9 protein-coding genes and 1 pseudogene are annotated in these 12,759 nt (G+C 63.1%); 6 read left to right on the forward strand and 4 right to left on the reverse strand.

What is annotated here, in order from left to right:
* The first annotated feature begins 96 nt into the window (after positions 1 to 96).
* A complete protein-coding gene (locus B1756_RS15515) occupies positions 97 to 1,950 on the forward strand; it encodes a cation:proton antiporter domain-containing protein (RefSeq protein WP_086889374.1) in 1,854 nt (617 codons plus the stop codon).
* A 247-nt stretch (positions 1,951 to 2,197) separates the two neighbouring features.
* On the opposite strand, the gene B1756_RS15520 is transcribed toward B1756_RS15515, so the two are convergent.
* Positions 2,198 to 3,043: a universal stress protein gene (locus tag B1756_RS15520; protein ID WP_086889375.1), complete on the reverse strand. Its 846-nt coding sequence runs from the start codon at positions 3,041 to 3,043 to the stop codon at positions 2,198 to 2,200.
* 143 nt (positions 3,044 to 3,186) lie between these two features.
* Between B1756_RS15520 and B1756_RS15525 the strand changes: the two genes are divergently transcribed.
* From B1756_RS15525 to B1756_RS15545, 5 genes and pseudogenes are all read left to right on the forward strand, one after another.
* A complete protein-coding gene (locus B1756_RS15525) occupies positions 3,187 to 4,365 on the forward strand; it encodes an NAD(P)/FAD-dependent oxidoreductase (protein ID WP_086889376.1) in 1,179 nt (392 codons plus the stop codon).
* A 369-nt stretch (positions 4,366 to 4,734) separates the two neighbouring features.
* Positions 4,735 to 5,496, forward strand: a complete 762-nt coding sequence (locus B1756_RS15530) for a helix-turn-helix domain-containing protein (RefSeq protein ID WP_086890218.1) — start codon at positions 4,735 to 4,737, stop codon at positions 5,494 to 5,496.
* Positions 5,497 to 5,680: 184 nt separating this feature from the next.
* On the forward strand, positions 5,681 to 7,147 hold the full coding sequence (locus B1756_RS15535; protein ID WP_086889377.1) for a cytochrome ubiquinol oxidase subunit I: 1,467 nt from the start codon (positions 5,681 to 5,683) through the stop codon (positions 7,145 to 7,147).
* Positions 7,140 to 8,129 carry a cytochrome d ubiquinol oxidase subunit II gene (locus tag B1756_RS15540; protein ID WP_086889378.1) on the forward strand — a complete coding sequence of 330 codons (990 nt, stop codon included), beginning with the start codon at positions 7,140 to 7,142 and terminating at the stop codon, positions 8,127 to 8,129. The genes B1756_RS15535 and B1756_RS15540 overlap by 8 nt, the downstream gene beginning before the upstream one ends.
* A gap of 102 nt (positions 8,130 to 8,231) precedes the next feature.
* Positions 8,232 to 8,648, forward strand: a pseudogene (locus B1756_RS15545) (universal stress protein); the annotation flags it as partial.
* Positions 8,649 to 8,748: 100 nt separating this feature from the next.
* Here the strand turns inward: B1756_RS15545 and B1756_RS15550 are convergent.
* From B1756_RS15550 to B1756_RS15560, 3 genes are all read right to left on the reverse strand, one after another.
* Positions 8,749 to 9,210: a universal stress protein gene (locus B1756_RS15550; protein ID WP_086889380.1), complete on the reverse strand. Its 462-nt coding sequence runs from the start codon at positions 9,208 to 9,210 to the stop codon at positions 8,749 to 8,751.
* Positions 9,211 to 9,783: 573 nt separating this feature from the next.
* The gene (locus B1756_RS15555) at positions 9,784 to 11,157 is read right to left on the reverse strand and encodes an FAD-binding oxidoreductase (protein ID WP_086889381.1); all 1,374 of its coding nucleotides are present in this window, start codon (positions 11,155 to 11,157) and stop codon (positions 9,784 to 9,786) included.
* Positions 11,158 to 11,244: 87 nt separating this feature from the next.
* Entirely contained in the window at positions 11,245 to 12,675 is a 1,431-nt protein-coding gene (locus B1756_RS15560; RefSeq protein WP_086889382.1) for a GntP family permease, read from the reverse strand.
* Positions 12,676 to 12,759 lie beyond the last annotated feature (84 nt).

The raw sequence follows: 12,759 nt of genomic DNA on the forward strand, positions 1-12,759 counted from the left end.
CGACAGCAGGGTCGGACCGACCTGCTGCGACGGATTCGACCCTGCAGTTCAGCCTTGCCAACGCAGTACACCCGACATACCCGGACCTGACTACCCGTGAATCTCGTTGCCATCGTCGCGCTCATCCTCGCCCTCGGAGTCGCCTCCCGCGTGCTCGCCGACCGGCTCCGCATCCCGAGCGTCCTCTTCCTGATCTTCGCCGGCATCGCCATCGGTCCAGAAATGCTGAATCTGGTCACCCGGGAGACGTTCGGCGGCGGGCTCTCGGCGATGGTCGGGATCAGCGTCGCCATCATTCTCTTCGAGGGTGGCTATCACCTCCGCCTCGAGAAGCTCCGGGAGAGTCCGACCGCGCTCACGAGGCTCACCACCGTCGGTGCGCTGCTGACGTGGCTTGGCACGGCTGGTGCGGTCGTCGCGTTCCTCGAGACCAGCCACGAGGTGGGGCTGTTAGTCGGGGCGCTGTTGATCGCGACCGGCCCGACGGTGATCGGGCCGATCCTGCAGGTCGTCACCGTCCGCGATCACGTGGCCTCGGTCCTCGAGGGTGAGGGCGTGATCAACGACGTGACGGCGGCGATCCTCGTCGTCGCGGTGTTCGAGGTGCTGATCGCCGGCGATGGCGGTCTCATCTCCCTCGTCGGCGACTTCGCGTGGCGATTACTCGTCGGACTGGCATTTGGTGCAGTCGTCGCTGCCGCCGTCTGGCTTGCGCTCAATCAGCGGAAGTTTACGCCCCAAACCGGGCCGTTACACGCCCGGTTGATCGTCCTCGCCGGCGTCGTCGTCGCCTATGCGGGCGCGGAAACGATCGCCAGTGAGACAGGCATCGCTGCGGCTGCGATGGCCGGATTCGTCCTCGGGAACGTCGACCTGCCCTACCACGAGGACGTGATCGGCTTCCTCGACGACCTCTCGGTAGTCGTCCTCTCGTTTATTTTCGTCGCGCTGGCGGCGCTGATCGACTTTCAGGACATCATGGCCCTCGGGCTGGCCGGGCTCGCCATCGTCGTCGCAATTACGATGGTGATCCGGCCCGCCGTGATCTACCTCTCGACGACCAGCGAGCGTTTTACGCACACCGAACGGCTCTTTCTCAGCGCGGTCGGCCCCCGCGGGATCATCCCCGCCAGCGTCGCGACGCTCTTTGCCGTCGAGTTGCAAGCGCTCGGCCGCCCACAGGAGGCCCAGTTGCTCGCCGGCACCGTCTTTCTGATCATCTTCGCGACGGTCGTCCTCCAGGCCGGCCTCGCTCGACAGATCGCGAACGTACTCGAGGTTTCACCAATGCGCACCATCATCGTCGGCGGGGGACGGGTCGGCCTCTCCCTCGCAGAACGACTCGAACAGGACGGAGAGAACGTACTGCTGGTCGACGCGAACCCGGATGCCGTCGAAAAAGCCCGTAAACGCGGCCTCCGGGCGCTCGAGGGTGACGGCACCGACGCCGCGGTCCTCGAGCAAGCGGGCGTCGACGACGCGAAGACGGTCATCGCGACCACGCCCGACGACGACGTCAACCTGCTGATCTGCCAGCTCGCCCAGACCACCTTCGACGTCGAGACGGTCGCTTCGCGGGTCAACCAGCCCGAGAACGTCGACGCCTTCGAAGCACTCGACGTCCACGCGATCGACCTCTCGATGGCCACCGCGTGGTCGCTCGAGAACGTCTTAGAGCGGCCGTCGCTGTCGGCGTGGATGAACGAACTCGGCCGCACCGGCGACGTCCAGGAGATCGAAGTGACGGCGTCGGATCTGGTCGGCAAGACGATCGCCGAGCTCAATGCCGAGATTCCAGACGGCTGTATCGTCGGGTTGCTGACCCACCGGGATGGGGCAACCGAGGTGCCGACTGGCGACCACCGGCTTCGAGACGGCGACCGGGTCACCTTCCTCGGCGAGACCGACGCCGTCGAGCAGGCTGTCAAACGGTTTCACCCGCACGACTGACGTCGTCGTTCCGTCATCGACGACACCTGCTGTGAGTTCCAGACTCGGGAGGTCACCTGACCTCTCGGTCGTTTCGATCCGAAGTGTCGCCTCGGTCTTACACAGCCCGCATGCAGCGATCGCGCGAATTCGGACTGGTTGTCTCCTGTCTTCCGTTCTGACCGGCTCTCGAGTCCGCCAGCCGCCGCTGTCGGTTCGTCCCTGACTGCGAGGTCGCTGGCGGTGTGGTGCTGGGTTCTCGTTTCGGTCAGGCGGTCCGCTCTGGCGGAACGAGAAAGACGTTGCCGAGAGCGTTCGCGACGACGGACTCGGAGACGCTTCCGAGCAGCAACCGCCGGAGCCGACTCTGCCCGCGCGACCCGAGTAGCGTCGTCGTCGGTTCGTACTCCGCTTCCGCCGTCAGTATCTCGTCGGCTGGATCTCCCTCCCGGACGTCGACGGTCGCATCGACGTCCCACGACTCGAGCCGGGTCGCCAGTTCGGCGAGTCTCTCGTCGGGTGCCCCGTCACTGGCTGGCTGGCGGCTGTTGGGCGTTTCGACGTGAACGAGCGTCGCCTCGCGGGTCGCGTGACGGAGATACGAAAACGCCTCGAAGGCTCGCTCGGCGTTCTCGGAGAAGTCGGTCGCGTACAGCACTCGCCGGAATAGCTGTCCTTCGAGGAGGGCCGGGTCGTCGGTCTGGCGTTCGACCCGGGTGACCAGCAGCGGCACGACCGTCGTCCGCGCGAGATTTCGCGTCGTCGAGCCGATGAGCCGATTCTCGAGCGGTCGTTTGCCCCGCGAGCCGACGATCGTCAGGTTCGCGCCGACGGTTTCGGCGATACCGTTGATCCGGCGGTGTGGTGTCCCCCTGACGACGTGGCTTTCGACCTCGAGACCGCCGGCCTCGATCGTCTCGCGATACCGGCGGAGCGCGCGTCTGCGCCGTTTTTCGTGATCGATGCCGGGCGTTCCGGCGTGGACGTTGGCCGGGACGACCGTGACGAGGTGGAGAGTGTCGACACCGATTCGGTCGAGGCACTCGAGGCAGGTGTCGGTCTCGATGGCCGCGTCGCTGGCCGCAGACAGGTCTGTCGCGTAGACTGCTTTCATATCCTTCGATGCGGCCGGCCGGCCCCTATTGCTGTTGGTTCGGTCGTCGAAGCCGGCGTCGACGTACCGACACCAGGATGCTGACCGTAACCTTGGCGATCACCAACCGAACGTTCATAGCCCAGTAGCAATCACTGCCCACAATGTCTGCAACACCGCACGTCGTAGTGCTCGGTGGCGGCGCAGGTGGGTTGATGACGGCCAACCGGCTCTCCCGGAAACTCGACCACGTCGACGTCACCGTCGTCGATCGAAGCGAGTACCACTACTACCAGCCGTCGTACTATCTCATCCCGTTCGGCTACAAAGAACCCGACCAGCAACGTCGCCCGATCACGGACCTCCTCCGCGAGGGGATCACGTTCCGTCAGGCGACCGTCGAGGGCGTCGACCCGGACGACCAGATCGTCCAGACAGACGACGGCGACCTCGCCTACGATTACCTCGTCGTCGCACTCGGCAACGCACTCCGTGACGACACCGTCGACGGCCTGGTCGACGCCTGGGAGGAGACCGACTCGGTCTTCCCGTTCTACCACTACGAGGCTGCCCTCGAGCTGGGCGAGGCACTCGAGGAGTTCGACGGCGGCCGGTTCGTGGTTTCGGTGCCGGAGACGCCGATCAAGTGCGGCGGCGCGCCGCTGAAGCTGACGATGCTCGCGGAGGACTACTTCCGTCGAGAGGGGATGCGCGAGGAGGTCGAACTCGTGATGACCAAACCGATCGAGGTTCCGTTCGGCACGACGCCCCAGAAGGCGCCATACAACGAGAAGATCGAGGAGATCTGGGCGGACCGCGACATCGAGTTCGTCCCCGAGTTCACCGTCGCCGAGGTCGACGGTGAAGCGACGGAGATCCACTCGACGGATGGCCGAACGGTCGAGTACGATATGTACGCACCCGTGACGCCGCAGTACGGTCACACGGCGCTGACCGAGCACTCGCCGCTGACCGGTGACGGCGAGTACGTCACCGTCGACGAGGAGCGACTCCAGCACGACGAGTACGACGAGGTCTTCGCCCTCGGCGACTGTAGCAACCTCCCGACCTCCCGGACGGCGTCTGCGGCTCGCAAACAGACCCACACGCTGGTCGACAACCTCGCCGCGCTGATCGAGGACCGCTCGTTCACCGCTTCCTACGACGGCTACACTGCCTGCCCGCTGCTGACGGAGAAAGGGAAGGCGATGATCGCCGAGTTCGACTACGAGAAACCGATCTCGGCACCGATCAACAGCAAGATGAACTGGATCATGGACGTCAACGTCATCCCGTCGATGTACTGGAGTACCTGGATGCGCGGCTACGATCCGGTCCCCTGATCGTCTCGAGTCCACACCGAAGCCCAAACGAGTGATACGGTTTCCTGTCTATCAGTTCCAGCCCAGCCGCGATCCGGGCGGCGGTTGCGCCGGGACATCGGTACAGGAATCCGTCCGAGACAGGATCGTGGACTGCCTCGAGTGGCCCCGCGACGCGGGACGCTCTCGGGGGTCGCAATATTTTCCGCTGTAATCGAGGACCCGGTCGATCGCCACCAAAACCACGTCGTCCGACTCATTTAGGCCGGTGTGGTTCGTATTCACAGACGGGATGGTATCCACCGTACCGCCCGGGAGCGGATCGTCGAACCGCCGTGGTCATACGGTCGAACTGTCGTCATCGAGACTCCCGACGAGCCCACCGAGCCCATGACTCTGGACCGTCGTCTTCGAGAGGTCACGTTCACGGTGACCTACGAAAGAGGGGTCGACCCGATCGCAGACGTCCTCCACGAGCAGCCAGCCCTCCAGGCGTCACGGATTTCCGTCACGCTCGGGTCGTCGTCGAGCGTCCAGTTGATTCGGTTCACCGGCCCACCAGCGGCCGTCGACCGCCTCCAGACGGCTCTGGAAGAGTGTACGTTCCGCCCGCAACTGATCGGAGACGGGCCGTGTCAGGCCACGAGCACGGCGTATCTCCTCGAGTGTACGCCGCGACGACGGCTGTGGTACGTGTACGCCGACGAAATCGACGACTGTCCGTCGATCGACACAGCGGTCGCGGCTGCGTCAGGTCCGGGGACGATCAGTGAGTGTAACGCCCACGCGGGGCGGGAACGATGGCGCGTCCTGTTGCGCTCGGACGAGTGTGTCGGCGACCTGTTCGACCTCGTCGACGGAACCTGCTGTCCGGGAATCGACGTCGAACTGGAACACATCGGAGAGGCGACGACGTGGCACGGTGACGCCGTCGTCGACTCGAACCTGACCGGCACACAGCAGCAGGCGATCGCCGAAGCAGCCGCGAGAGGGTACTACGAACGGCCACGGGAGATCACGGTCGGCGAACTCGCAGCCGAACTCGACGTCCCGGAATCGACGCTCTCGTACCGACTTCGCATGGCCGAATCACGGCTCGTCAAACGCTACCTCGAGCGACACGCCGAACTCGAGGGTCCGGGGCCCGGCTGAACGGTCTGCGGTCCAACCTTCTCGCGCCCGGTTGTTGACGAGCGTTAACTATATGGTGGTATATGGTTCGAATTGTTTCTCTAGATGCCGATAAAGGTTTTGGTTCGGCAGCAAAAACTTGGCTATCACCGAAGATGGGTTTACCCACCGTTCGTCCCTAGGACGACTCGTTGGTGAGCACGTCATGTACCCAAGTCGAATCACAACCGATCCGACACTCACGACGGCACTGCTCGAGGTCGGGCCGTGGCTGTCGTTTCTCTCGCCGGAGCTGGCCAGCCGAGCCCAGTTCGGCTGGGCGATCACGATTCACATCGTGTTCGCGGCTCTCTCCGTCGGACTCGCACCGTTTCTCGTCTACTTCACCGTCCAGGAAGTCCGGACGGGGAAAGAACGATACGCTCGACTCAGGAAGTTCTGGACGAAACTGTTCGCGATCGGGTTCATCATGGGAACCGTCACGGGCATCCCGATGGGCTTCATGTTCGGGACGAACTTCGCGGCCTTTTCCGAAACTGCCGGCGAACTGATCGGCGGCCCGCTCTCGTTCGAGGCGAAGATGGCCTTCATGCTCGAGGCCGTCTTCCTCGGCGTGTTACTGTTCGGCCGTGAGCGGGTGTCCGATCGGTTCTACGCCTTCTCGTCGGTGATGGTCGCCCTCGGCGCGTGGCTCTCTGCGTTCTGGATCCTCGTCGTCAACTCCTGGATGCAGACGCCACGTGGCCACGAGGTCGTGATGGAAAACGGTGTCCCGATCGCTCAGCTGGTCGACCCCGTCGCGGCGTTTTTCAACCCCCGGTTCCCGTGGATGTACGTCCACATGCAAAACGCCGCGATCATCTCCGTGACGCTGCTGATCGCGGGTGTCGCGGCGTATTTCGTCTGGAAGAACCGCGATAGCGAGGTCTGGAACACGGCACTTCGGGTGGCCGTCGTCGTCCTCCTGCTCACGTCGGCGTTCCAGGCCATCCACGGCGACATGTACGGTCGTCACGTCGCCGAGACCCAGCCCCAGAAGTTCGCCGCCATGGAAGCCCACTACGAGACCGGCTCGGCCGACCTCCACATCGTCGCCATCCCGACGGAACTCGATGCGATCACCGACCCGCGGGCAGACAACCTCTACACGATCAGCATTCCGTATCTCGCGTCGTTCCTCGCGGAAGGTGATCCGACCGCGGAGATCACCGGGCTCAACGACTTCGAGTACGAGTCACCGCCCGTCGCGTGGGTGTTCTGGTCGTTCCGGATCATGGTCGGGCTCGGATTCTGGTTCATCGCGCTCGGTGCATGGGGGACGTACCGACTCTGGAGGGGTGGACTCGCCGACGACGAGCGATTGCTCAAGGCCCTGATGGTCTCTGCTCCGCTCGGGTTCGTCGCGCTGATCACCGGCTGGTACGTCGCCGAGATCGGTCGCCAGCCCTGGATCATCCAGGACGTCCTGACGACTGCCGAGGGCGTCTCGCCGGCGCTGAGCTCGTCTGAGGCGACGCTGACGTTGATCGCGTTCGTGATCGGCTATCTCCTCCTGTTCGGCGTCTTCCTGTACGTGTTCAAACGCCTCCTCGACGAGGAGGCAAAGCGACACGAGGTCGGCATCGACGAGGACGACCGACCCGACGCACCGGGGGTGATCGCCGATGACTAGACTCCTCTCTGACTCGGCGTACCTGCTCGAGTCGTTGCCGGAGATCTGGTTCGGACTCGTGGTCGTCGCACTGGGAGTCTATCTGCTGCTCGACGGGTTCGACTTCGGACTGGGGATCCTGTACGCCGAGGCGACCGAATCCGAACGCCAGACGATGCTCGCGGCGTTCGGTCCGGTCTGGAAAGCCAACGAGGTCTGGCTCGTCCTGTTCGGGACGGTGCTGTTCGCGGGGTTTCCGGCGGTCTACGCCAATCTCCTGTCGCGCCATTACCTGCTGGTGTTCGCGATCCTGTTCGCGCTGGCGCTCCGCGGACTCGGGTCGAAGCTCCGGGAAGAGCGCGACGACGAGGAGTGGGTCCGGTTCTGGGACGCCTGTTTCGTCGTCGGAAGCATCACTTCGCCGTTCTTGCTCGGCGTCTTCGTCGCGAGCTGGGTCCTCGGGGAACCGTCGGCACTCGCGGTGGGGCCGTTCGTCGTCGGTCTCACCATCGTCGTTCTCACCGTCGTCCTCGGCGCTGCCTTCCTCGGGGTGAAAACCGACGGCGAACTCCGTGCCCGCGTCAGCAGACGCGGGCAGTTGGCGACGGCCACGTACCTCGGGTTGTTCGTCCTGACCGCGGTGGTGCTGTACGGTCGGTACCCCGAACTCCAGTCGACGCTGCTGTCCGGGTCGACCGTGGCAGTCGTCGCCGCCTCGGTCGCGTTCGGGGCTGGCTCCATCGTTTCGTTCTCGCGGGCGTGGTTCCGAACTGCCGTGGTCGCCGCCGCCGGTCTCGCAGCAGCGTTCGTCGTCTTCGTCGGCACGCTCCTCTATCCGTGGGTCGACCCAGCGGCGACGCTCACGATCACAGACGCGATCGTCTCGCCATTACCACTCAACATGACGTCGATCGTGGCTGCGATCTTCATGCCGGTGATCGTCGGCTACTTCGTGTTCCTCTACTCGCTGTTCAGCGGACCGACACCGGCGACGTCCTACTGACTCCCCGTCGTCCCAGCCCCGATCGATTTTCCTGACTTATCCAGGGACAGTCGAAAACCGAAACTCGAGAGTATTTACGGTCCGAGGCCCTACTCTCGGTCGATGTACGAGCACCTTCTCGTTCCGACGGACGGGAGTGAGGGGACCCAGCAGGCCATCGCACACGGACTGCGTCTCGCCGATCGGTTCGACGCGACAGTGCATGGCCTCTCGGTCGTCCCGGAGGGACCACTCGGCGCCTCAGAGGGTGACGGAGTCGTCACGACAGCCCGCCGTGCCGTCGACCACGTCGAGGACGAAGCGACGACGACTGGACTCGACGTCGTCACAACGGTCGAGTACGGAATCCCTCACGAAGTGATCCTCGAGTACTGCAGCGACGAAGGGATCGACATGGTGGTCATGGGGACGAAGGGGCGGACCGGACTCGATCGCGTCCTCGTCGGGAGCGTGACAGAACGGGTCGTCCGAATGGCAGACGTCCCCGTCGTGACCGTTCGGCTCTCCGACGAGCCTCGCCACTGACTGTCTCGACTCGACACCGCGCCCGTGGACAGATGACCTCCCGCCGGCCAGCAACATCTCAGACTGCTGTGGCACGGTTTTACGACGGCCGACCTCAGTCGGCCTCGACGTCTCTGACGACCGTGACGGGAACCGGTGACCGGCGAACGACGAGTTCCGCAGTCGTTCCGAGAAGGACCCGCGTCGGTCCGGATCGGCCGTGTCCACCGATCACGACGTGATCGACGTCGTGCGCTTCGACGTAGTCGACGATCTCTTCGGCCGGATCGCCAGTGACGTCGTCGGTACGAATCGAGCTCTCCTGGTCACCGGCCCGCTCGCGGACGTCTTCGAACAGCCGTCGTTCTTTTTCGGCCGCTCGCTCGTACCACTCCGGAGAGCCGTGCTGTGGTTCCGTGCGAACGTCGACGTCTTCTGCCAGACTGTAACCGGGATCGGTCGGATTGAGGACGTGCAATGCAACGATCGTGCCCTCGTCGATCATCTCGAGGGCGTGCTCGAGCGCCTGCCAGGACATCGGTGAGCCATCGACCGGGACGAGTATCGTGCGGGACATCGTGGTCCCAGTTCGTACCTCGGGCAGCCTCAAAAATGGGTGGGGCTCGAGGGAGTTCGACGAGACGAGAGCCTGATTGAGAAGTTCGCCTTTCCAGATACGACATTTTCACATATATAATATTTATCTGGTACTATTCGTATTCGACAGGCGTGGCCACGTCACGACTGCTGTACGATACTGGATACTGGGCGCGGTAGGAGTCGATAGTATTCACATAGAGAGCATATTCGCCCAATAATGTTTCCATTTGTGCAACGGTAGGGCGTCAACTGTTTTCGCTCCGGAACTCGTCGATGAATCCGAACAGAGATCTTTCATCAGCGGATTTCTGGACGTTTTACGGCCATGGGTCGATGTGTGGCCGGAACAGTGGTCATCGAGCGAGTGGACCACGATTCAGGCCCCAATTCATAATAAAACAGACTGGAGTTGCGTAATAACCAAACTTTGATACTAATAATGAATGGTGGTCATGGCACAACTCATTCGAGGTGGAATTAGCAATCCACAGGGACGTTCGACACTTCCGGTGACGCAAAATACACCTTCGTTCGACACTCTGCGGCCGACTCAGAACATCTTTCCGGGGTTGAGGATGCCGTTCGGGTCGAACGCCGTCTTGACGCGTCTCATGAGGTCGACCGTCGCGTCGTTGTACTCCTCGGGGAGGTACTGCTGTTTCCCGAGACCGACCCCGTGTTCGCCGGTCGACGTCCCGCCGAGTTCGATCGCTCGCCGGACGATCTGTTCGTCGACTCGCTTGCCGAGCGCGCGGTGCTCGTCGTCTCCCTCCCGGACCATCACCGTGTAGTGGACGTTGCCGTCGCCTGCGTGTCCGAACGACGGAATCTCGAGGTCGTGTTCGGCCTCGAGGGTCGAGATGTATTCGATGAGGTCGCTGTACGTGCTGATCGGGACGGTGACGTCGCCCGAGGTGAGCATCGACAGGTCCGGATCGTAGTGTTTCAGCGCCGAGGCCATCTCCTCGCGAACCTCCCAGATCGACTCCATCTCCGGACCGGACTCCTCGAAGGTCATCTCCCTGACGTCGTACTCCTCGAGTATGGTTCGACAGAAGTCGACCTCGTCCTCGATGTTGTGGTTACGGTGGATCTCGATAAACGCCATCGGCGCGGTGGGGAAGTCGGCGTCGAGGTACCGGTTTGCCATCGCTGCACTGAGGTCGTCGATCAGTTCGATCTTTGCCACCTCCGCGCCCGACTGGACGATGTCGGCGATCGCCGCCGAGGCCTGCGTTCGATCCTCGAAGATCACTCGCCCGCCCCAGACCTGCTCTGGTAGTCCGGCCAATTCGAGCGTGGCCTCTGTGACGACCGCGAGTGTTCCTTCACTCCCGACGAGCAGGTCCATCAGATTGTAGCCACTCGAGGTTTTGGCCGCCCGACTTCCCGTCTCGACGATGGTACCATCGGGGAGAACGGCCTCGAGTCTGAGCACCCAGTCGTGGATCTCGCCGTACTTGACCGTCTGCATGCCGCTTGCGTCGTTGGCGATCATGCCGCCGATCGTCGAGATCTTCCCCGAGGAGGGCAACGGCGGGAAGAACAGGCCGTGAGGATTCGCGGCGTCGTCGATCTTCGATCCCAGCAACCCGGGCTGGACGTCGATCTGGAAATCCGCCGGTCGGATCTCGAGAACCTCGTCCATCCGGGTCATGTTCATGCTGATTCCACCCTCGACGGGAACGGCGTGGCCCTCGAGGCTCGTCCCGGCCGCGTAGGGCGTTACCGGGACGCCACGGTCGTTAGCCGCTGCGAGAACGCTCGAGACGTCCGCAGTCGATTCCGGCCAGACGACGACGTCGGGCATCGACGCCTCCGACTCGGGGGTTCCCCAGTCGGTGCTGTGTTCCTGACGGCGCGCTTCCTGTGTGGATATCTGCCCGTCCGACAGCGACGTTTCGGACAGAAACTCGAATGCCATGATACACGGTAGTTCGGATCACGATCACTTATACGTCGTGGATCCGGGAGAGAGTCGATTCGAGCGGATCGGTTCTCTGTCTGGACGTTAGAGGAACGCGGTCACCTGTTCGATGGGCTGTGGGACGGCCGTAGCGACGACGAGCGTCAAGACGAGTCCGACGATCGACATCACGAACCCGACGAACGAGAACGTTCGCAGCGTCTCCTGGTGCTCGAGCCCACCTACTTCGTTGATGATCCAGAAGGGGCTGCTGTTGTGCCAGGCGAAGAACATCGAGCCGGTACCGATGGTCAACAAGAGGTAGACCGAGTGGACGTCGAGCTGGCCGGCGAACGGTGCCATGATCGTCGCGCTGGTGATCATCGCGACCGTCAGCGACCCGGTCGAGACGATCAGGACTGCCGCGATGAGCCAGGCAGTGACGAGCGGCCCGACGCCGAGTCCTTCCATCACGTTGACGAAGAAGTCGCCGACCCCAGCGGCACCGAGCATGGCACCGAAGGCGCCACCGGCGGCGGTGATCGCGATGATGTTCCCACCGTCTTTGACGGCGAGTGTGAGTTCGTCACCGAAGTCGGTCTCGACGTCACGGAATCGAAAGAACGTCCAGATTGCGGCGATCGCCGCGATGCTCAGCGCGATGTTGACGTCGCCGACGAACTCCGTGACGGCGACGAGGTCTGCCTGCTCGGGGAAGAACGTGGTCACGATCGTGTTCGCGGCGATCAACACGACGGCGAGAACGATCGGCAGCAGCGACTCGACGATCCCCGGAAGTTCGTCGATCGGTTTCTGGGTCGTCTCCTTGAGGTCTTCGGCAGTCGTTCCCAGTGCTTCGCGCAACGGGACGGTCATCCTGCTGTCGATCCAGCGGCCGTAGACGATCCCGCCGACGATCGACGTCGGAACCCCGATCAGAAGCCCCATCCCGATCACGATGCCGAGATCCACTGCGAGTTCGTCCGCGACTGCGAGCGGACCTGGCGTGGGGGGAACGAGCGCGTGAGCGGCGAACGCGCCACCGATGATCGCAGCAGTGTACAGCGCCATCTTCTCGCCAGTCCGCGCACGCATCGAGCGGGCGATGGGTGCGAGCAGGTAGAAGACGGTGTCGAAGAAGACGGGAATCGAGAGGACGTAACTGCTCCCGAGCAGTGTTACGTCTTCACGCCCCTCGCCTACGGACGAGTGGAACCCGCGAACGATCCTGTCTGCGGCACCGCTCTCGATCAGACACTTGCCGATTATCGCAGCCATCAGGATCGGAATCCCGACGCCGGCCATGATATCGCCGAACGTTTCGGCCACTTCGGGACCGACCGCCGATATCGCGACTGTCGGCGAGACGATCCCGACACCGAACGCCGCGAGGATCAATGCGACGAACGCCGGCAACTCGAATCGCATCATCAACAGGACGATCAACAGGATCCCGAGTATCAGGATCACTACCGGGTTCAACACCGTTTCGACGAGTAACGGCGCTGGAACCACATTCGTGGCTGTCTGTAGCATACGTCTGTTTCGTGTGACGACTCCCTCTTAACCATACCGGATTATTGAATTTCCTAGTTTCACGTATCTTATCTCGAGTTAGAT

The sequence above is a fragment of the Natrarchaeobaculum aegyptiacum genome (genome assembly GCF_002156705.1).
GTDB classification, from domain to species: Archaea; Halobacteriota; Halobacteria; order Halobacteriales; family Natrialbaceae; genus Natrarchaeobaculum; species Natrarchaeobaculum aegyptiacum.

Coding starts and splice junctions, on each gene's coding strand:
- B1756_RS15560 (WP_086889382.1), bottom strand. CDS start 12,675: ATGCTACAGACAGCCACGAATGTGGTTCCAGCGCCGTTACTCGTCGAA.
- B1756_RS15520 (WP_086889375.1), bottom strand. CDS start 3,043: ATGAAAGCAGTCTACGCGACAGACCTGTCTGCGGCCAGCGACGCGGCC.
- B1756_RS15535 (WP_086889377.1), top strand. CDS start 5,681: ATGTACCCAAGTCGAATCACAACCGATCCGACACTCACGACGGCACTG.
- B1756_RS15530 (WP_086890218.1), top strand. CDS start 4,735: ATGACTCTGGACCGTCGTCTTCGAGAGGTCACGTTCACGGTGACCTAC.
- B1756_RS15525 (WP_086889376.1), top strand. CDS start 3,187: ATGTCTGCAACACCGCACGTCGTAGTGCTCGGTGGCGGCGCAGGTGGG.
- B1756_RS15550 (WP_086889380.1), bottom strand. CDS start 9,210: ATGTCCCGCACGATACTCGTCCCGGTCGATGGCTCACCGATGTCCTGG.
- B1756_RS15555 (WP_086889381.1), bottom strand. CDS start 11,157: ATGGCATTCGAGTTTCTGTCCGAAACGTCGCTGTCGGACGGGCAGATA.
- B1756_RS15540 (WP_086889378.1), top strand. CDS start 7,140: ATGACTAGACTCCTCTCTGACTCGGCGTACCTGCTCGAGTCGTTGCCG.